General features: G+C 67.1%; 24 protein-coding genes. 15 read left to right on the forward strand and 9 right to left on the reverse strand.

Going from position 1 to position 20,393, the window contains the following annotated elements:
* Positions 1-9: 9 nt before the first annotated feature.
* Positions 10-969, reverse strand: a complete 960-nt coding sequence (locus RAH32_RS15080) for a DMT family transporter (protein WP_306608836.1) — start codon at positions 967-969, stop codon at positions 10-12.
* Positions 969-2,093 carry a 3-isopropylmalate dehydrogenase gene (gene leuB / locus RAH32_RS15085; RefSeq protein WP_306608838.1) on the reverse strand — a complete coding sequence of 375 codons (1,125 nt, stop codon included), beginning with the start codon at positions 2,091-2,093 and terminating at the stop codon, positions 969-971. The genes RAH32_RS15080 and leuB overlap by 1 nt, the downstream gene beginning before the upstream one ends.
* 152 nt (positions 2,094-2,245) lie before the next feature.
* On the opposite strand from leuB, the gene RAH32_RS15090 reads away from it, so the two are divergent.
* Genes RAH32_RS15090 through RAH32_RS15100 form a run of 3 tightly spaced genes read left to right on the forward strand, consistent with a single transcriptional unit; the run spans position 2,246 to position 5,089 of the window.
* The gene (locus RAH32_RS15090; RefSeq protein WP_306608841.1) at positions 2,246-3,436 is read left to right on the forward strand and encodes an MFS transporter; all 1,191 of its coding nucleotides are present in this window, start codon (positions 2,246-2,248) and stop codon (positions 3,434-3,436) included.
* Positions 3,429-4,478, forward strand: a complete 1,050-nt coding sequence (locus RAH32_RS15095; protein WP_306608843.1) for a glycosyltransferase family 4 protein — start codon at positions 3,429-3,431, stop codon at positions 4,476-4,478. The genes RAH32_RS15090 and RAH32_RS15095 overlap by 8 nt, the downstream gene beginning before the upstream one ends.
* A complete protein-coding gene (locus RAH32_RS15100) occupies positions 4,475-5,089 on the forward strand; it encodes a glycosyltransferase family 29 protein (RefSeq protein ID WP_306608845.1) in 615 nt (204 codons plus the stop codon). The genes RAH32_RS15095 and RAH32_RS15100 overlap by 4 nt, the downstream gene beginning before the upstream one ends.
* On the opposite strand, the gene RAH32_RS15105 is transcribed toward RAH32_RS15100, so the two are convergent.
* Both RAH32_RS15105 and RAH32_RS15110 read right to left on the reverse strand, forming a co-directional pair.
* On the reverse strand, positions 5,086-5,553 hold the full coding sequence (locus tag RAH32_RS15105) for a DUF6644 family protein (protein ID WP_306608847.1): 468 nt from the start codon (positions 5,551-5,553) through the stop codon (positions 5,086-5,088). The genes RAH32_RS15100 and RAH32_RS15105 overlap by 4 nt on opposite strands.
* Positions 5,554-5,559: 6 nt before the next feature.
* Positions 5,560-5,943, reverse strand: coding sequence for a DUF6152 family protein (locus RAH32_RS15110; protein ID WP_306608849.1), 384 nt, complete (start codon positions 5,941-5,943; stop codon positions 5,560-5,562).
* Positions 5,944-6,086: 143 nt separating this feature from the next.
* On the opposite strand from RAH32_RS15110, the gene RAH32_RS15115 reads away from it, so the two are divergent.
* Positions 6,087-7,109 carry an aspartate-semialdehyde dehydrogenase gene (locus RAH32_RS15115; protein ID WP_306608851.1) on the forward strand — a complete coding sequence of 341 codons (1,023 nt, stop codon included), beginning with the start codon at positions 6,087-6,089 and terminating at the stop codon, positions 7,107-7,109.
* A 4-nt stretch (positions 7,110-7,113) separates the two neighbouring features.
* On the forward strand, positions 7,114-7,713 hold the full coding sequence (locus RAH32_RS15120; protein ID WP_306608853.1) for a DedA family protein: 600 nt from the start codon (positions 7,114-7,116) through the stop codon (positions 7,711-7,713).
* A gap of 27 nt (positions 7,714-7,740) precedes the next feature.
* Here RAH32_RS15120 and RAH32_RS15125 read toward each other — a convergent pair whose 3' ends face one another.
* Entirely contained in the window at positions 7,741-8,388 is a 648-nt protein-coding gene (locus RAH32_RS15125) for a carbonic anhydrase (RefSeq protein WP_306608855.1), read from the reverse strand.
* A 142-nt stretch (positions 8,389-8,530) separates the two neighbouring features.
* Between RAH32_RS15125 and RAH32_RS15130 the strand changes: the two genes are divergently transcribed.
* The 4 genes from RAH32_RS15130 to serB are packed head-to-tail and all read left to right on the forward strand — an operon-like array spanning position 8,531 to position 12,084.
* The gene (locus RAH32_RS15130) at positions 8,531-8,908 is read left to right on the forward strand and encodes a hypothetical protein (RefSeq protein ID WP_306608857.1); all 378 of its coding nucleotides are present in this window, start codon (positions 8,531-8,533) and stop codon (positions 8,906-8,908) included.
* 56 nt (positions 8,909-8,964) lie between these two features.
* The gene (locus tag RAH32_RS15135; RefSeq protein ID WP_306608859.1) at positions 8,965-10,341 is read left to right on the forward strand and encodes a leucyl aminopeptidase family protein; all 1,377 of its coding nucleotides are present in this window, start codon (positions 8,965-8,967) and stop codon (positions 10,339-10,341) included.
* Between the two features lie 2 nt (positions 10,342-10,343).
* Positions 10,344-11,180: a C40 family peptidase gene (locus RAH32_RS15140; protein ID WP_306608948.1), complete on the forward strand. Its 837-nt coding sequence runs from the start codon at positions 10,344-10,346 to the stop codon at positions 11,178-11,180.
* A 25-nt stretch (positions 11,181-11,205) separates the two neighbouring features.
* Positions 11,206-12,084: a phosphoserine phosphatase SerB gene (gene serB, locus RAH32_RS15145; protein WP_306608861.1), complete on the forward strand. Its 879-nt coding sequence runs from the start codon at positions 11,206-11,208 to the stop codon at positions 12,082-12,084.
* Here the strand turns inward: serB and RAH32_RS15150 are convergent.
* Positions 12,074-13,075, reverse strand: coding sequence for an NAD(P)H-dependent flavin oxidoreductase (locus tag RAH32_RS15150; RefSeq protein WP_306608863.1), 1,002 nt, complete (start codon positions 13,073-13,075; stop codon positions 12,074-12,076). The two genes, serB and RAH32_RS15150, sit on opposite strands and share 11 nt — an antisense overlap.
* A 112-nt stretch (positions 13,076-13,187) precedes the next feature.
* Between RAH32_RS15150 and RAH32_RS15155 the strand changes: the two genes are divergently transcribed.
* Positions 13,188-13,946, forward strand: coding sequence for a TSUP family transporter (locus tag RAH32_RS15155; protein ID WP_306608865.1), 759 nt, complete (start codon positions 13,188-13,190; stop codon positions 13,944-13,946).
* On the opposite strand, the gene RAH32_RS15160 is transcribed toward RAH32_RS15155, so the two are convergent.
* Complete coding sequence (locus RAH32_RS15160) at positions 13,943-14,929, reverse strand: asparaginase (protein WP_306608867.1); 987 nt, start codon at positions 14,927-14,929, stop codon at positions 13,943-13,945. The two genes, RAH32_RS15155 and RAH32_RS15160, sit on opposite strands and share 4 nt — an antisense overlap.
* A gap of 150 nt (positions 14,930-15,079) precedes the next feature.
* On the opposite strand from RAH32_RS15160, the gene RAH32_RS15165 reads away from it, so the two are divergent.
* Entirely contained in the window at positions 15,080-15,604 is a 525-nt protein-coding gene (locus RAH32_RS15165; protein WP_373429723.1) for an invasion associated locus B family protein, read from the forward strand.
* A 129-nt stretch (positions 15,605-15,733) separates the two neighbouring features.
* A complete protein-coding gene (gene rlmN / locus RAH32_RS15170) occupies positions 15,734-16,903 on the forward strand; it encodes a dual-specificity RNA methyltransferase RlmN (RefSeq protein WP_306608869.1) in 1,170 nt (389 codons plus the stop codon).
* A 107-nt stretch (positions 16,904-17,010) separates the two neighbouring features.
* On the opposite strand, the gene RAH32_RS15175 is transcribed toward rlmN, so the two are convergent.
* Both RAH32_RS15175 and RAH32_RS15180 read right to left on the reverse strand, forming a co-directional pair.
* Positions 17,011-17,358: a hypothetical protein gene (locus RAH32_RS15175; protein WP_306608871.1), complete on the reverse strand. Its 348-nt coding sequence runs from the start codon at positions 17,356-17,358 to the stop codon at positions 17,011-17,013.
* 180 nt (positions 17,359-17,538) lie between these two features.
* Positions 17,539-18,372, reverse strand: coding sequence for an LOG family protein (locus tag RAH32_RS15180; protein WP_306608873.1), 834 nt, complete (start codon positions 18,370-18,372; stop codon positions 17,539-17,541).
* Positions 18,373-18,459: 87 nt separating this feature from the next.
* Here RAH32_RS15180 and dapD point away from each other — a divergent pair, with 87 nt between their 5' ends.
* The 3 genes from dapD (at position 18,460) to RAH32_RS15195 (ending at position 20,392) form a co-directional block, all read left to right on the forward strand.
* On the forward strand, positions 18,460-19,281 hold the full coding sequence (gene dapD / locus RAH32_RS15185) for a 2,3,4,5-tetrahydropyridine-2,6-dicarboxylate N-succinyltransferase (RefSeq protein ID WP_306608875.1): 822 nt from the start codon (positions 18,460-18,462) through the stop codon (positions 19,279-19,281).
* An 11-nt stretch (positions 19,282-19,292) separates the two neighbouring features.
* A complete protein-coding gene (locus RAH32_RS15190; protein WP_306608877.1) occupies positions 19,293-19,745 on the forward strand; it encodes a YaiI/YqxD family protein in 453 nt (150 codons plus the stop codon).
* Between the two features lie 68 nt (positions 19,746-19,813).
* A complete protein-coding gene (locus RAH32_RS15195; RefSeq protein ID WP_306608879.1) occupies positions 19,814-20,392 on the forward strand; it encodes an exopolysaccharide biosynthesis protein in 579 nt (192 codons plus the stop codon).
* Position 20,393: the final 1 nt, after the last annotated feature.

The following is a 20,393-nucleotide window of genomic DNA, read 5'->3' on the forward strand; positions in this document are numbered from 1 at the left end:
CAAGCCCCGTCAGGGGCGAGGCGGCCATATTCTTTGCAAAAGCGACGTGCGCGGCGCCGTGACCGTTTCCGCCCGGATGCGCGAGGCGATCACCGGGCGGTTGGCGGAATTGCCGCCCCGCCCCTCGCGCCAGACGATATAGATGCCCGATGCGATGATGATGGTCGCGCCAAGGAAGGTAGGCAGGTCCAGGACCTCGTTGAAGAAGATCCAGCCATAGGCGGTGGCCCAGAGGATCTGGGAATACTGCATCGGCGCGACGATCGCGGCCTCTCCGGCGCGATAGGCCAGGATCAGCAGGAAGCCCGCAACCAGGCCCAGGCAGGCGATCACCCCGGCAAGGGCCAGGTGCGGCAGCTCCATCGGGCGATAGTCGATGGCCAGCGAGGCGCCGGTGGCCAGGAAGTTGCCCAGCATCGGCCACATCAACAGCACCAGCGGGCGTTCCGACCGGCCCAGCTTGCGCAGGATCACCGCCGTCGTGGCCGAGGCGATGGCCGAAGCGAGCGCCGCGAGATGCCCCCAGCCCAGGGACTGCGCGCCCGGGCGCAGCACGACCAGCACCCCCAGAAGGCCGATCACCACGGCCGCCCAGCGATGCAGGCCGACCTTCTCGCCCAGAAGCGGGATCGACAGGATCGTGACCAGCAGCGGCGCGGCGAACAGGATCGAATAGACCTGCGCCAGGGGCAGTTGCGAGAAGGCGAAGAAGCTGCCCATCCCGGCGATCACCCCCACCACCGTGCGGACCGCGACCCAGCCGGGATTGGCCGGGCGCAGCGTGCCCGGCGTCGGGTCGCGCATGATGATGACCATCACCAGCGGAAAGGACAGCAGGGACGAGAAGAACAGCACCTGCAGCGCAGGATACTGCGCCCCAAGCACCTTGATGACCGCGTCATGCGTCGCATAGATGCCCATCGCCAGCAGGGCGAGGGCCGCGCCGCGGACGTTGGACGCGGCTTCCATCAGGCTTGCGACAGGGCCGCGACGATCCGGTCGCCCATCTCGGCGGTGGATACCGGCGTGCCGCCTTCGGGACCCATCAGGTCTGCCGTGCGCACGCCGTCGGCCAGCACCTTTTCCACCGCCCGTTCCAGGTCGGATGCGGCCTGTCCTTCGTCAAAGGAGTAGCGCAGCGCCATGGCGAAGGACAGGACGCAGGCGATGGGGTTGGCCTTGCCCTGCCCCGCGATGTCGGGCGCCGATCCGTGGACGGGTTCGTACATCGCCTTGGGCCGGCCATTCGCCATCGGCGCCCCCAGGCTGGCCGAGGGCAGCATCCCCAGGCTGCCGGTCAGCATCGCGGCGGCATCCGACAGAAGGTCGCCGAACAGGTTGTCCGTCACGATCACGTCGAACTGGCGCGGGTTGCGCACCAACTGCATCGCGCCGTTGTCAGCATACATGTGGGTCAGGTCCACATCGGGATATTCGTTGTCATGGACCCACTGCACCTCCTCGCGCCAGAGGATGCCGGATTCCATGACGTTGGCCTTCTCCATCGAGCAGACCTTGTTGTTGCGGCGCCGCGCGAGCTCAAAGGCCGAACGGGCCACGCGGCGGATCTCTCCGCTGGTGTAACGCTGGGTGTTGATGCCGACGCGGCCGCCCTCGTTGTCGGGATTGTTGCCGTCGGCATGGATGCCGCGCGGTTCGCCGAAATAAACGCCCGAGGTCAGTTCACGCACGATCAGGATGTCGAGGCCCGCCACCACCTCGCGCTTGAGGCTGCTGAAATCGGCCAGGGCATCGAAGCACTGCGCCGGCCGCAGGTTGGCGTAAAGGTCCATCTCCTTGCGCAGGCGCAACAGGCCGCGTTCCGGTTTCACGCTGAAATCCAGCACGTCGTATTTGGGACCGCCCACCGCGCCCAGCAGCACCGCATCGACCGCCTGGGCCTGGGCCATCGTCTCATCCGTCAGGGGCGTGCCATGCGCATCATACGAGGCGCCGCCGACCAGCCCGTGCCGGATGTCGAAGGACATGCCGCGATTGGACCCGAACCAGTCGATCACCTTCACGACCTCGGCCATGACCTCAGGGCCGATCCCGTCGCCGGGCAGGATGAGAAGCGAATAGCTGTCGGACATGGTTCCTCCGGGTCATGGGGCGGCATCGCGTCCGGTGCTAGCCCCCCGGCATGGGCTGGTCAAGTTGACGCAAGGCGGCGAATTGCACATCTTGCACCTTCCTTGCCCATGGCCCAGCCTGCAGCCCGAACCGCAAGCAAGGAACGCCGCGAATGCCAGCCCTGTCCATCGGCATCGTCAGCCTGGTGCTGGCTTATGTCCTTTCCCAGTTCTACCGGGCCTTCCTGGCGGTGCTGACGCCGGTCCTGGGCGCGGAACTGGGGGCCAGGCCGGGGGATCTGGCGCTGTCATCGGGGCTGTGGTTCGCGGCCTTCGCCTTGATGCAGATCCCGGTCGGGCGGATGCTGGACCGGATCGGGCCACGCCTGACGGTGGCCTTGCTGCTGGGCGGCGCGGGCGGCGTGGGGGCTGCGATTTTCGCCCTGGCCCAGGCACCGTGGCATCTGCATCTGGCCATGGCGTTGCTGGGTGTGGGCTGCGCGCCGGCGCTGATGGGTTCATATTATATCATCGCCCGCAAATATCCGGCTGCGGCATTCGGGGGGATGGCCGGGATGATCGTGGGCTTCGGCTCGCTGGGCAACATCATGGGGGCGACACCGCTGGTCTGGGCAATCGAGGCGCTTGGCTGGCGCGCGACCATGGCGGGCCTTGGCGTGGCGACCGTGGCGGTGGCGCTGCTGATCGCGGGCACCGTGCGCGATCCGGCGCGGCTGGGCGCAGGCCACCCCCAGGGATCGCTGGCCGAGGTGCTGCGCATCCGCGCGCTGTGGTTCATCCTGCCCCTGTTCTTCGTGAACTATGCCGCATCCGGTGCGATCCGGGGGCTGTGGGCCGCGCCCTATCTGGAGCGGGTCTTCGAGGCGGATGCCGTGCTGATCGGGCGGGCGACGCTGGCGATGGGGCTGGCGATGATCGCGGGCAACTTCCTGGTGGCCCCTGCCGTGCGGCTGGTGGGCAGCCTGCGCCGGACGGTGCTGATCTTCACCGGCTGCACGCTGGCCGTGATGGGGTTCCTGGTGCTGAACCCCGATCCGGGCCTGTCGGCCGCGGTGGTGCTGCTGGCGCTGATCGGGCTGTCGGGGGCAGGCTATGTGCTGCTGATGGCGCATGGCAGGTCCTTCCTGCCGGATCATCTGGTGGGTCGGGGGGTGACCTTTCTCAACATGATCTCGATCGGCGGCGTCGGCGTCATGCAGTTCGCCTCGCGCCCGGTGTTCCAGGCGGCGGCTGCGGCCTATGCCCCGCCGCAGGCCTTCGCTATGCTGTTCGGGTTCTTCGCGGTCCCGCTTGCAATCGGGTTCGCCCTGTATTTCCTGACGCCCGAGGCCCGGAATGCCTGATCCGAGGACGGACCCGCTGGTCATCGCCCCCAACCTCAAGCGCCGCTTGTCGGGCGTCACCGCGACCGTGGTCCGGCTGATCCCGGTGCAGGCGCGGATGATCGCGATCCGCGCCACCGGCCCCGGCCTGCCGCCCGAGGTGCCGCATATCCCGCTGTGGCGCGCGGCTCTGATGCCGCGCAACCGCTGGCGCGTCTGGCACGCCCGGCGCAACACGGAAATGGCGCTGGGGCTGATCCTGCGGCGCGTGCTTCGGCGCAAATACCGGCTGATGTTCACATCCGCCGCGCAGCGCCGCCATACCGGGTTCACGAAATGGCTGATCCGCCAGCAGGACGCGCTTGTCGCCACATCGGACAAGGCAGCCAGCTATCTGGACCGGCCCGCCACTGTGGTGATGCACGGGGTCGATACCGACATTTTCCAGCCGCCCGCCGACAAGGCGGCGCTGCGGCGCGCGTTGGACCTTGACCCCCATGCCGTCCTGATCGGCTGCTTTGGCCGGGTGCGCGCGCAGAAGGGTGTCGATCTGCTGATCCGGGCCGGGCTGCGGCTGCTGCCGGACCGCCCGCGCGCGCAGATCGTCTTTACCGGCCGCATCACGCCGGACAACCGCGCCTTTGCCGACGAACTGCTGGGGGAAATCCGCGCGGCGGGGCTGGAAGGCCGCATCCGCTTCCTGGGCGAACTACCCTGGGACCAAGTGGTGCGCCATTATCAGGCGCTCGACCTGTTCGCGGCCCCTGCACGGTGGGAGGGCTTCGGCCTGACGCCCCTGGAGGCGATGGCCTGCGGGGTGCCCTCGGTCGCGGCCCGCGTCGGCGCCTATGAAACGCTGATCCGCGACGGCGTGACCGGCAGCCTGGTGCCGCCCGACGATCTGGATGCGTTGACCGATGCTCTGCGGCATTGGCTGGACGATGACGCGGCTCGCGCCGCCGCTGGCCGCGCCGCCCGCGACCATGTCGCCACGAGCCATGCCATCGAAGGCGAGGCCCGCGCCCTGGTTGCGATCTACAACGACTTGCTGGCCCGGCCATGAACAAGCTGTCCTTTTATTCCGCCCGCGTGATGCGCGACGAAGCCGCCCTGCAGTCCCTGTCCGTCCCGCAAGGCAACCTGCTGGCGGATCTGGAAGGCAAAAGCGTCGCGCTGATCGGCAATGCGCGGTCTTTGGCCCAGGCCCGGCATGGCGCGGCCATCGACGCCGCCGGCCTGGTGATCCGCATCAACCGGGCGCCGATGCCCAGCCCTGACAGCCACGGCACCCGGACCGATTGGCTGGCCCTGGCGGTCCGCCTGGCGGATGAGGATCGTGCCCGCCTGCACCCGTCGCGCCTGTTGTGGATGTCGCCCAAGCGCAAGCGGCTGGGCTGGCGGGTCGCCAGCAGCCCCGGCTTCTATCTGCATCCCCTGCCCGATTATCACGCGCTGAAGGACCGGCTGGCCGCGCCGCCGACCACGGGGGCGATGATGATCGACCTGCTGCTGCGGTCGTCGCTGGCAAGCCTGACCCTTTACGGCTTCGATTTCTTCGCCAGCCAAAGCCTGTCCGGCCGCCGCACCGCCGACCAGGTGCCTCACGACTTCGGCGCGGAAGCCTCATGGGTCGCGGATCTGCGCCGCAGCGATGCCCGCCTGACGCTGGCCTAAAGAAACCCGATCCAGCGGCCCGCCAGCAGCACCGACAGCCATAGCAGCGCCGAGGCCGCGGCAAGCATCCGCGTGGCCGTGTCAGCAACCCCGGTGGCTATGACCCGGTGCCAGCCCAGCCGGTGCAGCAGGACGACATTGCTAAGCGCGGTTGCCAGCAAAACCATCTTCCACCGGAAGGCCGCGTTGCCCAGGTATTCGGTCGCGCTGACCGACCACAGGCAGAACCCCGTCAGCATCGCCAGGCCCAGCCCCGCGCCCGCCATGCGCGACAGGAAGGGGCCGATCACCTGCAAGGGCGGTCCGCGCAGAACCCCCAGGATCCGCAGATCCAGCGGCAGGATCGCGCCCAGCAGCAGCCCGATTGTCAGGATATGCGTGGCATTCAGGACCATGTACAGGCTGCCCGACCCGCGCAGCACCCGCGCCAGGCTTGATGCCTCGATCCAGGCCGCAAACTCCACCACCCGTCAGTCGGACTGGATGCGTTCGGGATACATGTCATAGTTCCGCCCGTCGATCACGATGCGCACAGCCTTCATGTGCGCCTCGCCCGGGTCGCGGTCGCGATTGCCGATCACCGTCACCAGGTCGCCCACTTCGGCCGTGTCCGCCCCAAAGCCTGACCGTGCGGTCCGGCCCGGATTGCCCAGTTCGACAAACCAGACCGTCCCGTCCGCCGCCCGGACGCGCAGGCTGGGATGGGGCGGGGCCATGGAAATGTCCTCGATCACGCCTTCCAGCCGGACCTGACCCTCCTCTGCCCAGGACCAGCCGTGATGTGCGCTTGCAGGCGCGGCCAGCGTCAGCGCAAGGCCAAGCAGGGCGATCATGGAACGAATGGCGTTGAACATCGGTCTTCCCCGTCCTGTCCTGCGGGGCAGGATAGCCTGCCTTGCGCCCGGGCCGGATGACATTGGCGTGACCCCTTTTCCCTTCCCCTGCGCCCTTGCTTGCGCTAAACGCACCCGACCGCCAGAAAAGGAGTCCCAAGGAGATGGGCTACAAAGTCGTCGTCGCAGGCGCCACGGGCAATGTGGGCCGCGAAATGCTGAACATCCTGGACGAACGCATGTTTCCGGTGGATGAGATTGCCGCACTGGCCTCGCGCCGGTCGCAGGGCACCGAGGTCAGCTTTGGCGACAAGGCCATCAAGGTGAAGGATATCGAGCAGTTCGACTTCACCGGCTGGGACATCGCGCTGTTCGCGATCGGATCGGACGCGACCAAGATCCATGCCCCCCGCGCCGCCGCGGCGGGCTGCGTGGTGATCGACAACTCCTCGCTTTACCGCTACGACCCCGAGATCCCGCTGATCGTGCCCGAGGTGAACCCCGAGGCGGTGAATGACTACAAGAACAAGATGATCATCGCGAACCCCAACTGTTCCACCGCGCAGATGGTGGTGGCGCTGAAGCCGCTGCATGACCGCGCGCGCATCAAGCGGGTCGTCGTGTCCACCTACCAGTCCGTCTCGGGCGCCGGCAAGGAAGGCATGGACGAGTTGTGGGACCAGACCAAGGGCATGTATGTGCCGGGTCAGGAAAAGGAACCCAAGAAGTTCCAGAAGCAGATCGCCTTCAACGTGATCCCGCAGATCGACGTCTTCCTGGACAGCGGCGACACCAAGGAAGAATGGAAGATGACGGCCGAGACGAAGAAGATCCTCGACCCGTCGATCAAGGTCACGGCGACCTGCGTGCGCGTCCCGGTCTTCGTGGGCCATTCGGAATCGATCAACATCGAGTTCGAGGATTTCCTGGACGAGGACGAGGCCCGCGACATCCTGCGCGAGGCGCCGGGCATCCTGGTCGTCGACAAGCGCGAACCGGGCGGCTACACCACGCCGGTCGAATGCGTGGGCGACTTCGCGACCTTCGTCAGCCGCATCCGCCAGGATGTGACGGTGGAAAACGGGTTGAACCTGTGGTGCGTCAGCGACAACCTGCGCAAGGGCGCGGCGCTGAACGCGGTGCAGATCGCCGAACTGCTGGGCAACCGCGTCCTGAAGAAGGGCTGAGCGGGTGTTCGACTGGATCGCCGGATTTCTGGATAGCGGCGGTGCGCTTGCCATCGCCGCGCTGATGCTGCTGGAAAACGTCTTTCCACCGATCCCGTCGGAACTGATCATGCCGCTGGCGGGCTTCAACGCCGCGCGCGGCGGCACGCCCCTGTGGCTGGCGATCCTGGCCGGCGGCCTGGGGTCGCTGGCCGGGGCCTGGCTGTGGTATCTGGTCGGGCGCGCCTTTGGCGCCCACCGGATGCGCCGCCTGATTGTCCGCCACGGACGCTGGCTGACCCTGACCCTGTCCGAATTCGAAGCCGCTGAAGGCTGGTTCGACCGCCACGGCCGCGCGGTCATCTTTTTTGGCCGCTTCATCCCGACGGTGCGCACGCTGATCTCGATCCCCGCCGGGATCGAGCGGATGCCGCAGGGTCAGTTCCTGCTTTATACCGCGCTTGGCAGCTTCATCTGGTCGGGCGGGCTGGCGCTTGCGGGATATCTGCTGGAAGACCAGTATGAAAATGTCGAACACTGGATTGACCCGCTGTCCACGGCGGTCGTGGTGGGGATCGTCGCGCTTTATCTTTGGCGCGTGATCCGCTGGAAGCCCGACGCCTGAGGGCACCGGGCATCCCCTGTTCCTGGATCAGACTTCCACCCAGCTGCGGCCGCCTTCGACGGCCTGGACCAGGGTGCCTTCGCTGATGTCGTGGACAAGTCCGTGGATCGACATCTGCCCCGATTCAACGGCCGCCTTCACGAAGGGGAAGGTCATCAGGTTCTCGATCGACACCAGCACGGCCTCGCGTTCCAGGGCGGCGACCTGCTGGTCCTCGGGCAGGTCCTTCACCCGGTCATAGCCGGGGCGCAGCACGTCCATCCAGCGGCCGACGAAGCTGGTCTTTTCCTCCAGCTCGGGGGCGCGGCCCGAACACATCGCATGACAGCCCGCGACACCGCCGCAGCTGGTATGGCCCACGATGATCAGATGGGCCACCTTCAGCGCGGTCACCGCGTATTCCACCGCGGCCGAGGTGCCGTGCTGCAGCCCGTCCGGCGCATAGGGCGGCACCAGGTTGGCGATGTTGCGATGGATGAAGAATTCGCCCGAATCCGCGCCGAAGATGCTGGTGACGTGGACCCGCGAATCGCAGCAGGAAATCACCATCGCGCGCGGACGCTGCCCGTCGGTCGCCAGACGGCGATACCAGGCGCTGTTTTCGGAATAGGATGTGGCCCGCCAGCCATGGAAACGGCCGACCAGATAGTGCGGCAGGGGGCGGATGTTGTGCATGTCTCACCTCTCTTGTCACGCTGCTTGATAGGCGGTGATTGAAACAAATTCGAGAGGTTTCTTTTGCCGCCATCAAGCCTTTCTTCATGGCAAGGCCCCATGTTGCGGGGACCGGACGCACAAGAAGATGAAGGTAAGGCAGATGGCACAAATCATGGCGCTGGCCGTATCGGAACCCGTTCGGGTCGATTCCCGGCGCGTCGGCGATATCGTCACCGAACTGGGCGAAACGGCGGCCCAGAATGTCATCGGCCTGGCCCTTGAACAACTGGCGGGCGCGCTGACCTCTGCCGATGGGGCTGTGCGCGCGGGCGATCTGCCCGAGGTTGCGCGCCAATCCGACCTTTTGGCCCGGCTTGCCTGGCAGATCGGGCTTTTGTCGCTGGCAGGCGTGGCCATGGATCTGGGCGGCTGCGCGGAACGGCGCGACCGGGTCGCCCTGCCCGCCGTCCACGCCCGGCTGATGCGGGTCGGCAACCGGTCGCTGACGGCCATCTGGGACAGGTCCGGGCTTGGCTAGGCTTGCGGGCCGGGACGCAGGCTGTAATGTCGCGTCCGACAGACAAGGACCGCCCCATGATCCCAGATTTTGCGCCCGACACCGCCGACGCCCTGCCGCTGTGGGCCGTCTGGAAAGGGGACCCGCTGCCCGACCAGGCCGGACCCTGGCCCGCCTCCAGCGGATTCACGGCGAAGCTGGGGGAAATCTGCCTGCTGCCCGATGCCTCGGGCGGGCTGGCGGGCGCTTTCCTGGGCCTGGGCGACCGGGCGCGGGCGAACCGCACCCGTTTCGCACTGGCCCATGCCACGGCCCTGTCGAAGGGCGTCTGGCGCCCTGCCTTGCCCGAGGGGGTGGACCCGGACGAGGCTGCCCTGGCGCTGCTTCTGGGGCAGTATCGTTTCACCCGCTACAAGGGGACGGCCTATGACGGGCCGCAATTCCTCTGCCCCCAAGGCGTCGATGCCGCCCGGATCCGTGCCCAGGCAGCGGGAGAGTTTCTGACGCGCGACCTGATCAACACCCCCGCCAACGACATGGGACCGGATGATCTGGAAGCCGCGGCCCGCACCCTGGCGGATGAGGTCGGGGCATCTGTGACGGTCACTGCGGGACCGGATCTGCTGGATGCCAACCTGCCGATGATCCACGCGGTCGGGCGCGCCGCCGAACAGGCCCCGCGTCTGATCGACATCCGCCTGGGTAACGATGGTCCGTGCCTGACGATCGTGGGCAAGGGCGTCTGCTTCGACACCGGCGGGCTGGACCTCAAGCCGTCGGCCTCGATGCTGCTGATGAAGAAGGACATGGGCGGGGCGGCGACCGCGCTAGGCCTTTTGAAGATGCTGGCGCTGACCGGCGCGGCCGACCGGATGCGGATCCGCGTCCTGCTGCCGGTGGTGGAAAACAGCGTCTCGGCGGCGTCCTTCCGTCCCGGCGACGTGCTGACCAGCCGCAAGGGCCTGACGGTCGAGGTGAACAACACCGATGCCGAGGGCCGCCTGATCCTGGCCGATGCGCTGGCCCTGGGGGCCGAGGAATCGCCCGACCTGATGATCTCGCTTGCGACGTTGACGGGGGCGGCGCGGGTTGCGCTTGGTCCAGACCTGCCGCCCTTCTATTGCGACGACGATGCCACGGCGGACGCGCTGTCCCGCGCCGCCATGGTCGTGCGCGATCCCCTGTGGCGGATGCCCTTCTGGGACGGCTACGAATCGCAGATCGAACCGCCGATCGCGGATCTGGACAACGCGCCCGCCGGCGGAATGGCCGGGTCGGTCACGGCGGCGCTGTTCCTGCGCCGCTTTGCCGAAGGGTCAGGGCGTTACGTTCACATGGACATCTATGGCTGGCAGCAGGTCGCGGCGCCGGGCCGCCCCAAGGGCGGCGTGGGCCAAGGCGCGCGGGCGATCCTGGCAGCCCTTCCCGCGATCCTGCCCCGGACCGTATCGTGACACTGGACCGGCGACTGACCCCCGCCACCGATCGCGTGGCCCTGGAAAGCCTGGCGGGGGTGATCGAACGTCCCGCCTATACCCCCGGCCACCCCGCGCGGCTGGCGGTGCCTTTGGCCGACCTGATGACCGCCCCCGACGGTCGGCGCGACCGCCAGGTGAATTTCGGCGCCGATGTCACGGTGATCGAGGCGCGCGGCGACTGGTGCTTCGTCCAGGCGGCGCTTGACGGCTATTGCGGCTGGCTGCCCGCCGCCGGACTTGGCACCGACCTTCCGCCCATCACGCATCGGGTGGCGGCGCCCGCAACGCATGTCTATCCCGCCCCCGACATGAAGCAGCGAGAGACCGCCAGCCTGTCGATCGGCGCGCGCCTGTCTGTCGCGGGGGTCGAGGGGCGGTTTGCCCGGCTGGCGACCGGCGGTTTCGTTCCCATCCAGCATATCGGCGACCGGCCCGCCCCGGATCCGGTGCCCGTCGCAGAAAGCCTGCTGGGCACGCCTTATCTGTGGGGCGGCAACAGCCGCTGGGGCATCGACTGTTCCGGCCTGGTCCAGGCCGCACTGACCGCCTGCGACATCCCCTGCCCCGGCGACAGCGACCTGCAACGCGCAGCCTTCCCGGCGGCCGACGACATCCAGCGCGGCGACCTGCTGTTCTGGCCTGGCCATGTCGCTCTGGCGATAGGACCGGACCGCATGATCCACGCCACCGCCTTTGCCATGTCCGTGATCATCGAATCCATCCCTGACGCGCTGGGCCGGATCGACGCCGCGGGCGACGGCCCCTTTCTGGGCATCCGCCGCCCCGCTCTGGCGCAGCCTGCCGCTTTGGCCTAGACGCCCGCCAAAGGAGGCCCGGCCCATGTTCACCGTCTCGCTGATCGCATCGCCCCTGCGCGCCAACCTGTCCGACGATGTGGCGCAAGCCCTGTCACGCCGCTGGGGCGGCGGCCCGATCCGCTGGCTGAACCCCCGCGTCGCGGCCGAGTTCGACGTGCCGGCCGAACCCGCCGATTTCCAGGACGTCTGGGCCGAACTGCAGCAACAGACGCTGGATCTGGCGATCCAGCCCGCCGCGGGGCGGCGCAAGGCGATCCTGCTGGCCGACATGGATTCGACCATGATCGGGCAGGAATGCATCGACGAACTGGCCGACATGGCGGGGGTGGGTCCCCGCGTGGCCGACATCACGGCCCGCGCCATGAACGGAGAGCTGGATTTCGACGGCGCCCTGACCGAACGGGTGAGCCTGCTGACCGGGTTGAAGGACAGCGTGATCGCCGATGTCTTGGCCTCGCGCATCACCATGGCGGCGGGCGGGGCGGAACTGGTGGCGACGATGCGCGCGAACGGCGCCTATACGGCGCTTGTGTCGGGCGGCTTCACCGCCTTTACCCAGGCCGTGGCCGACCGGCTGGGGTTCGACGAACACCGCGCCAACACCCTGCTGGCTGACGGCGGGCTGCTGACCGGCCGGGTCGCACTGCCGATCCTGGGGCGCGAGGCGAAGGTCGAAGCCTTGGTCCAGATCGCCGCCGCGCGCGGGCTGACCCCCGCTGATGCGATTGCCGTGGGCGACGGCGCGAACGACCTGGGCATGATCCAGATGGCCGGAACAGGCGTGGCCCTGCACGCCAAGCCGTCCGTGGCCGCGCAGGCCCCCATCCGCATCAATCACGGCGACCTGACGGCGCTGCTTTACCTGCAGGGCTATGCCGCGCGGGATTTCGTCACGGGCTGATCGCCCGAACCGTGTCGGCCGCAGGCCGCGCGACGCTGGCAGCCGCGCCCGTTCCCGCCCAGAACGCCCCGTATCCGGCATTCCCCCGCGCCATGGCGGCGGCATGCAGCGCCTTGCCGATGTCATAAGCCACGGGATAATCCGCCGCCCCCGTATCGTCGATGCTTGTGAAAGCATTGGCCAGACATCGTGCCGGACGGCCGGAAATCGCGCGGGTCATCACCGTCTGCCCGCCCGACAGCGCCGCGCGATGCGCGGGCGGGGTCGCCGCCTCGGGCGCGCGCAGAAAGGCGGTTCCGCATTGCACGGCAGCCGCGCCCGCCGTCATGGCCGCCCGTGCCGCCGCACGGTCCATGATCGCCCCCGCCGCCACGACCGGCAGGCCGAGCGGCAGCAGCGCCCGCACAAGCGCCAGATGATCCAGCCGCCCGTCGGAACCATCCGGGTCAAAGATGCCGCGGTGGCCACCCGCCTCGTGGCCCTGGGCCACGATCGCATCGAAACCCGCATCGCGAATCGCCTGCCCTTCGGCGACCGAGGTCGCGGTGGCCCACAGCTTGCACCCCGCCCCCTTCAACGCGGCGATCTGGTCAGGCTTGGGAAGGCCGAAATGACATCCGACGATGGCCGGCGCCTCGGCCAGCAGCACCGACAGCATCGCGTCGTTGCCGCGAAAGCTGGGATAGATTTCGGACAGCGCCGTGGGCGGGCTGGCTCCGAATCGCTGGAACTCCGGGCGCAGGGTGTCGATCCATGCCGCTTCTTGCGCAGGGTCGCGACGGGCGGGCGCATGGCAGAACAGGTTCACGCCGAAGGCCCGGCCCGTTTTCCGTCGCACCGCCTGGATCGCCTTGCGCGCGCCCTCTGCATCCAGGGCGCCAAGCGCCACGAAGCCCAACCCACCCGCTTCGCACACCGCCACGGCAAGTTCCGGGGTTGAAGTGCCCGCCATCGGCGCCTGCACCACCCGGTGCGTCAACTGGTCAAACATGCGAATCCCCTGCCCTTTGCCTTGGTGCAAATATCCCACGGGGGTCCGGGGGTGTGAAACCCCCGGTCTTCCTGGCCTTTACAAACCAGAACCAAAGGCACATGGCGCCTCCATGCTGGAACTCTCCCTTGAACTGCTCCTGATCCTTGCCGCCGCTGGCTTCGCGGCGGGCTTCATCGATTCGATCGCCGGGGGCGGCGGGCTGATCACCCTGCCCGCGCTGATGCTGGCGGGAATTCCGCCCGCCCAGGCGCTTGCCACGAACAAGGTGCAGGGGGTTTTCGGCGCCGCGACCGCCGCCATCAGCTATGCCGCGCGAGGCCTCGTCGATCTGCGCAGCCAGGGGCGATCCGCGCTGATCGCCGGTGTGGCGGGCGCGCTGGGGGCGGTTCTGGTCAGCTATCTGCCGACCGACAAGCTGCGGCTGGTCCTTCCGGTGATCCTGATCGGCATCGCGGTCTTCTTCGCGCTGAAGCCGGGCCTGAACGATCTGGACCGGGTAGAGCGGGTGGCGCCAGCGGCCTTCGCGCTGACGGCGGTGCCGCTGGTGGGGTTCTATGACGGGCTGATCGGGCCGGGGGCGGGATCGTTCTACATGATCGCCTTCGTTACCCTGGCGGGATACGGCGTGCTGAAGGCCACCGCGCATACCAAGCTGCTGAATTTCGCATCGAACCTGGGCGGGCTTGGGGCATTCGCACTGTTCGGCCAGCCCTTGTGGCTGGTGGGGATCGTGATGGGCGTGGCGCAGATCGCCGGGGCCATGCTTGGCACGCGGCTGGCCAGCCGCATCGGCGCGCGGCTGATCAAGCCGCTGCTGGTCGTGACCTCGACCGCGCTGGCGCTGCGGCTGATCTGGCAGATGATCTAGGCGGGAAAGCCGGGGGCGGTCCGCATGTCCCCCGTAACCAGGCCGCGCCAGTTGCGGATGGGGTCGGTCAGGAAGCGGCCAACGGCCGGGTCGTTTTCGGGCAGCACGCCCAGATGGACAAGCAGGGCGGTGATCGCGGCTTCCGCCGCGCGGGTCGTGCCATCCGTCACCTTCAAGGCCACCCCCAGCCCCTGATCGGGCAGGATGGCGACGAAGACCGCCTCGGCTCCGGTCTTGGCGGCAACGCGCCCGCCCATGGCGCGCATCAGGATCGTGCAGGCCCGCCCCTCGCCCGCCACCATTTCGGGATGCGCGCGCATGGCGTCCACCAGCCGACGCATGGCCCGGCCCCGCAGATCGTCGGGCGGATCGGCAAAGAGCGCCATGGCATGGCCCAGCCCCGCCAGCGAGCAGGACCAGTTCGGGGCCGAGCAGCCGTCGATGCCGAAGCCGGGGCTGACCTCGCCCGTCACCTCCTCGAAGGCGGCCTTCACCGCCTGCTGGACAGGGTGGTCGGGGTCCACGTATTCGGCCCCGCCCCCCAGGTGCCGGTTCAGCGTCAAAAAGCCCGCGTGCTTGCCGGAACAGTTGTTGTGAAGCTGGCAGGGGCTTTCGTCGCCGCAGGTCAGGCGGCGGTTTTCATCCTTGTCCTGCGGCATGTGGCAGCCGCAGCGCAGGTCGGCCTCGCCCATGCCCAGTCCGCGCAGCCATTGGTCCACCGCATCGACATGCATCCGCGCGCCGTTGTGGCTGGCGCAGGCCAGGGCCAACTGGCGGTCGGTCAGACCCGCCGCATCCGCCGCGCCGCTTTCGATCAGGGGCAGCGCCTGGATCATCTTGCAGGACGATCGGGGAAAGACGATCTGGCCGGGGCGGCCCCAGGCCTCGACAACGCCCCTGGTGTCGCAGATGACGGCATCGCCGCAATGGCTGCTTTCACGCTGTCCGCCGCGCCACAGCTCGATCAATTCCGCTGACCGCATCGCATGCCCCCTGACAATTGCGCGATTTCCTGCCTTGCGCTCTTTCTCGCGCAATGATTTTGGCTATCGTGACCGGGGACGGTTGAAAAGACCACAGCAATCGGGAAAAACCCCAAAAAGATGTGGCGAGATATGGCAGGAGGCCAGAGCATGACCAATACCACGCTGCGCGGCATGACCGCCGCCCTTGTCCTGATGGCCGGACTGGGGACCGCCGCGGCGCAGGAATCCACCAATGTCGTCGCGACCGAGGGCGACTGGACTGTCTTCGCGGCGGAAAACCCCAAGGAGTGCTGGGCCGTGTCCCCGCCCAAGGCGACGCAGAACACCGATGCGAACGGCGCCCCGCGCGAGGTGACGCGCGGGGATATCCGTTTGTATGTGGCCTATCGCCCTGGCCAGAACGGCGAGGTCAGCTTCACCGGCGGCTATCCCTTCGCCCCCGACAGCACGGTTGAGGTCGATATCGGCGGCACCAAGTTCAACCTGTTCACCGAAGGCGAAAGCGCCTGGACCGGCAGCGCGGCCGAGGACGAGAAGCTGATCGGCGCCCTGCGCGGCGGGTCGAACGCGGTCATCACCGGGCGGTCGTCGCGCGGGACGGTGACAAAGGACACCTTCAGCCTGGCAGGGATCACGGCGGCGACCAACACGGCGCGGTCGCGCTGCGAGTAAGGGTTAAGCGGGGGACTTCACGTCCCCCGAACCCCCTGTGGGATATTTGGACCAAGGCAAAGACGAGGCCGGTTGATTTTCGGCCTCGTTTCGCTTATCTGCGGGTCTTCGCACAACATCGGTAGACCTATGAACGCGCCCATCACGCAGGATGTCCTGACCCTTCCCCGCAAGCTGCCGGACAGCGGGCGGGTGAACATCATCGGGCTGACGCGCGATCAGCTGCGCGAGGCACTGATAGACGCGGGCACGCCGGAAAAGCAGGCCAGGATGCGTGTGGGCCAGGTCTGGCAATGGGTCTATCACTGGGGCGTGCGCGACTTCGCGCAGATGTCAAACCTGGCGAAGGACTATCGCGCCCTTCTGGCCGAGAAGTTCGAGATCGTGCTGCCCGAGATCGTCACCCGCCAGATCAGCAGCGACGGCACCCGCAAATACCTGGTCCGCATCGCCGGGGGCCATGAGGTCGAGACGGTCTATATCCCCGAGGAAGGGCGCGGCACGCTTTGCGTCTCCAGCCAGGTCGGCTGCACGCTGACCTGTTCCTTCTGCCACACGGGCACGCAGAAGCTGGTGCGCAACCTGACCGCGGGCGAGATCGTCGGCCAGCTGATGCTGGCGCGCGACGACTTGGGCGAATGGCCGATCCCCGGCGCCCCGAAGGATGAAACCCGCCTGGTCAGCAACATCGTACTAATGGGCATGGGCGAGCCCTTGTACAACTTCGACGCCGTGCGCGACGCCATGAAGGTGGTGATGGACAACGAGGGCCTGTCGCTGTCGCGCCGCCGCATCACGCTCTCCACCAGCGGCGTGGTCCCCGAGATCGCCCGCACCGCCGAGGAGATCGGCTGCCAGCTGGCGGTCAGCTTCCACGCCACCACCGACGAGGTCCGCAACGTCCTGGTGCCGATCAACAAGCGCTGGAACATCGCTACCCTGCTTGAGGCGCTGCGCGAGTATCCGCGGCTGTCGAATAGCGAGCGGATCACCTTCGAATATGTGATGCTGGCGGGCGTGAACGACAGCGACGAGGACGCGCATCGGCTGGTCGAGCTGATCCGCGGCATCCCCGCCAAGATCAACCTGATCCCCTTCAACGAATGGCCCGGCGCGCCCTACAAGCGGTCCAGCAACAACCGCATCCATGCCTTTGCCGACATCATCTACAAGGCGGGCTATGCCAGCCCGATCCGCACCCCGCGCGGCGAGGACATCATGGCCGCCTGCGGGCAGTTGAAGTCGGCGACGGAACGGGGCCGGAAGTCGCGGGCGGAGATTGCGGCGGAGGTAGGGTGAAGCCTTTGTTACGGCTTGCGATAAGCGGCTAGCCTTGGGCGGCTTAAGTGTCGTCATGTCCACTTTGCGGGACGGAGCAGACGGTCACCCCACCTGCCTCACTTGGACTAATCAGAGGGTGCTTCATCATCCAGAGGCGTGAAGGTGCATTGTCCCTCTGCACTCTCCGCCGTCACACCTCCGTAGAAAACATGGTGCTGTGTCAAGGCGAACTCGCCGGTCGAGCGGAACGTCAGCATCGAATTGTAGCAGCAATCAACACCTCTGTTTTGTCCTTCCGCAGCCATTCCGGTAGTTTCAGGCCCAAACCAGAAGCTCACAAAAGCTTCTGCATCGTTGTTGAGTTGCCGCAAGAATTTCTTGCCGTCGTGAATCCAGTTCATTTCAGCAACGGCAGCTCGGCGGTCCCACATCAGCGTGAGTGGCTCTGCGCCAAAATTTTCATCAGGGGGCATCCTGGTCTCTGGCACACAAACTGCGTGCCACCTGGCAGCCCGCGTGAAATCCACCTGATTAGCTGCCGCAGGAATAGCGCAAAGCAATAATATCGCTGCTAGTGCCGTCCTCATTGACCACTCCATACCCATGTCAGCTTACAAGGCCTATGACCGGCAGCAAAGGAATCAAAGCGCCTCTTACATCTTCCCCCACCCATCAATAACCCCCACCGCCTCCTCCGCGGTCTCGACATAATGGATCAGCCCCAGATCCTCCTCCGAGATCGTCCCGGCCTCGGCCAGTCCCTTCCAGTTGATGATCCCCTCCCAGAACTCGCGCCCGAACATCAGGAAGGGCACACGGGCCATGCGGCCGGTCTGGATCAGGGTCAGGGCCTCGAAGGTCTCGTCCAGGGTGCCGAAGCCGCCGGGGAAGATGGTGATCGCCCGCGCGCGCATCAGGAAATGCATCTTGCGGATCGCGAAATAATGGAAGTTGAAGCACAGTTCGGGCGTCACATAGACATTGGGCGCCTGCTCGTGCGGCAGCACGATGCCCAGGCCGATGGACTTGCCGCCGACCTCGTGCGCGCCCAGGTTGCCCGCCTCCATGACGCCCGGCCCGCCGCCGGTGGTGATGACGAATTCGCGCCCGCCGGTTTCCAGGCTGCGGCGGGTCATTTTCTGGGCGAACAGCCGCGCCTGTTCGTAATAGGCCGACAGCTTTGCCAGCGTCGGCGTGCGCGCAAGGCCCGCGTTTTCGGGCGACGGAATGCGCGCCCCGCCGAACATCACCACGGTCGATTCCACCCCGGCCTCGTCCAGCAGCATCTGCGGCTTCAGCAGTTCCAGTTGCAGGCGGACGGGGCGCAGTTCTTCCCGCAACAGAAAGTCGCGGTCGGTGAAGGCCAGTTGATAGGCGGGCGAGCGCGTCTGCGGGGTATCCGGGATATGCCGGGCGCGGGCCGCATCCTCGTCGCTGTGGGGAAAGGGATAGGCGCGGTCCTCAGTGGTCTTGGCGGCGTCGTTCATCGGATCCTCGGATTGCACGGGGCTTGCCCCAGGCTTATAGCCCGGCGGTGACAGTTTCCACCCGCCGCAGCGACCCAGGAGAGGCCCATGACCCAAGCACTTGAGACCGCCATCGAAGCCGCGTGGGAAGCCCGCGCCGATATCGATGCGCGCACCACCGGCTTCGTGCGCGAGGCGGTGGACGAGGTTCTGGCCCAGCTGGACAGCGGCGCCCTGCGCGTGGCCGAAAGGCGCGGCAACGACTGGCACGTGAACCAGTGGGCGAAAAAGGCCGTGCTGCTGTCCTTCCGCCTGAACGACATGAAGGAGATGTCGGGCGGCCCGCAGGGGTCGAACTGGTGGGACAAGGTGCCCTCGAAGTTCGAAGGTTGGGCCGAGGCCGACTGGCGCGATGCGGGCTTTCGCGCCGTGCCCGGCGCCATCGTGCGGCGGTCGGCCTTTATCGGCAAGGGCGCGGTGCTGATGCCTTCTTTCGTGAACCTGGGCGCCCATGTGGGCGAGGGCACGATGGTCGATACCTGGGCCACGGTGGGTTCCTGCGCACAGATCGGGAAAAACGTCCACCTGTCGGGCGGGGTGGGCATCGGCGGCGTGCTGGAACCGCTGCAGGCAGGCCCGACGATCATCGAAGATGACTGCTTCATCGGCGCCCGCTCCGAGGTGGTCGAGGGCTGCATTGTCCGTGAAGGCTCGGTCCTGGGGATGGGCGTCTTCATCGGCCAGTCCACCAAGATCGTGGACCGCGAGACAGGGCAGGTCATGTATGGCGAGGTTCCGGCCGGGTCCGTTGTGGTCGCAGGGTCGATGCCGTCGAAGAACGGCGTGAACCTTTATTGCGCGGTGATCGTCAAGCGGGTGGATGCGAAGACGCGCTCCAAGACATCGATCAACGAACTGCTGCGCGACTAGGGCAAGATCGGGTGGCCACGCTTTACATCGACGCCGACGCCTGCCCAGTCAAGGCCGAGGCAGAACGTGTCGCGACGCGCCTGAAGGTGCCGATGGTGCTGGTCTGCAATGGCGGGCTGCGGCCTCCGGCCAATCCGCTGGTCAGCCTGCGGATCGTGGCCGAGGGACCGGACGAGGCCGACAAGTGGATCGCCGACCAGTGCGGGCCGGGTGACGTGGTCGTCACCGCCGACCTGCCGCTGGCCGACCGCTGCCTCAAGGCAGGGGCGCGGGTGATCACCCATGACGGCGAGGTGCTGAGCATCGCCAATATCGGCCCGCGGCTGGCGACGCGCGACCTGATGGCGGATCTGCGCGCGTCCAACCCCTTCATGCAAGGCGGTGGCGCCGCATTTTCCAAGGCGGACAAGTCGCGATTCCTGCAAGTCCTTGACCGGGAACTGGGCGCCGCGCTGCGCGGCTGATCACCGGTTCCGCCGAACCCTCTGCGGCCGGGATGCGTTGGCCCCGAAGCATGCAGGAAGGCGGAACGGTGCAGGACAAGGAAACGATACAGCCCTTGCTGGACGCGGCGGGCAATGCCTCGGACGACAGGAAGACCTCGGTCGGGCAGATCGTGGAATCGCTGGGCGAAAACTCCCTGACGCCGAACCTGATCTTCGTGGCGCTTGCGGTCGTGTCGCCCTTGTCAGGGGTTCCCCTGTTCTCCTCCATCTGCGGTATCACCATCGCGCTGATTTCGGCACAGATGCTGGTCGGGCGCAATCATATCTGGCTGCCTGGTTTCGTGATGTCGCGCCAGATCGACAGCGACAAGCTGGACCGCGCCCTGAAAGCGCTGCGTCGCCCGGCCCGCTGGCTGGATCGCATCACCAGGCCTCGACTGACATTCCTTGTTCGCGGTCCGGTACGCAAGCTGACCCAGGCTCTGTGCATGATCTGCGGCCTTGCGATGCCGCTTCTGGAAATCGTGCCCTTCACCTCATCGATTCTGGGGACCGTGGTCAGCCTGCTGGCCTTTGGCATGCTGGCGCGTGACGGACTGTTTACGTTGCTGGGACTGGCCTTTCTGCTGGCATTGGGCGGCGGGGTTCTCTGGTTCCTGCAATAAG

The sequence above is a fragment of the Paracoccus yibinensis genome (assembly GCF_030846195.1).
GTDB lineage: Bacteria > Pseudomonadota > Alphaproteobacteria > Rhodobacterales > Rhodobacteraceae > Paracoccus > Paracoccus yibinensis.

Excerpts from the sequence above, each read along its gene's own strand:
- RAH32_RS15125 (WP_306608855.1), bottom strand. The coding sequence starts at position 8,388 with ATGCACAACATCCGCCCCCTGCCGCACTATCTGGTCGGCCGTTTCCAT.
- RAH32_RS15155 (WP_306608865.1), top strand. The coding sequence starts at position 13,188 with ATGCTGGAACTCTCCCTTGAACTGCTCCTGATCCTTGCCGCCGCTGGC.
- dapD (WP_306608875.1), top strand. The coding sequence starts at position 18,460 with ATGACCCAAGCACTTGAGACCGCCATCGAAGCCGCGTGGGAAGCCCGC.
- RAH32_RS15180 (WP_306608873.1), bottom strand. The coding sequence starts at position 18,372 with ATGAACGACGCCGCCAAGACCACTGAGGACCGCGCCTATCCCTTTCCC.
- RAH32_RS15100 (WP_306608845.1), top strand. The coding sequence starts at position 4,475 with ATGAACAAGCTGTCCTTTTATTCCGCCCGCGTGATGCGCGACGAAGCC.
- RAH32_RS15095 (WP_306608843.1), top strand. The coding sequence starts at position 3,429 with ATGCCTGATCCGAGGACGGACCCGCTGGTCATCGCCCCCAACCTCAAG.
- RAH32_RS15175 (WP_306608871.1), bottom strand. The coding sequence starts at position 17,358 with ATGCCCCCTGATGAAAATTTTGGCGCAGAGCCACTCACGCTGATGTGG.
- RAH32_RS15080 (WP_306608836.1), bottom strand. The coding sequence starts at position 969 with ATGGAAGCCGCGTCCAACGTCCGCGGCGCGGCCCTCGCCCTGCTGGCG.
- rlmN (WP_306608869.1), top strand. The coding sequence starts at position 15,734 with ATGAACGCGCCCATCACGCAGGATGTCCTGACCCTTCCCCGCAAGCTG.
- RAH32_RS15110 (WP_306608849.1), bottom strand. The coding sequence starts at position 5,943 with ATGTTCAACGCCATTCGTTCCATGATCGCCCTGCTTGGCCTTGCGCTG.
- RAH32_RS15160 (WP_306608867.1), bottom strand. The coding sequence starts at position 14,929 with ATGCGGTCAGCGGAATTGATCGAGCTGTGGCGCGGCGGACAGCGTGAA.
- RAH32_RS15150 (WP_306608863.1), bottom strand. The coding sequence starts at position 13,075 with ATGTTTGACCAGTTGACGCACCGGGTGGTGCAGGCGCCGATGGCGGGC.
- RAH32_RS15165 (WP_373429723.1), top strand. The coding sequence starts at position 15,080 with ATGACCAATACCACGCTGCGCGGCATGACCGCCGCCCTTGTCCTGATG.
- leuB (WP_306608838.1), bottom strand. The coding sequence starts at position 2,093 with ATGTCCGACAGCTATTCGCTTCTCATCCTGCCCGGCGACGGGATCGGC.
- RAH32_RS15090 (WP_306608841.1), top strand. The coding sequence starts at position 2,246 with ATGCCAGCCCTGTCCATCGGCATCGTCAGCCTGGTGCTGGCTTATGTC.
- RAH32_RS15135 (WP_306608859.1), top strand. The coding sequence starts at position 8,965 with ATGATCCCAGATTTTGCGCCCGACACCGCCGACGCCCTGCCGCTGTGG.
- RAH32_RS15115 (WP_306608851.1), top strand. The coding sequence starts at position 6,087 with ATGGGCTACAAAGTCGTCGTCGCAGGCGCCACGGGCAATGTGGGCCGC.
- RAH32_RS15130 (WP_306608857.1), top strand. The coding sequence starts at position 8,531 with ATGGCACAAATCATGGCGCTGGCCGTATCGGAACCCGTTCGGGTCGAT.
- serB (WP_306608861.1), top strand. The coding sequence starts at position 11,206 with ATGTTCACCGTCTCGCTGATCGCATCGCCCCTGCGCGCCAACCTGTCC.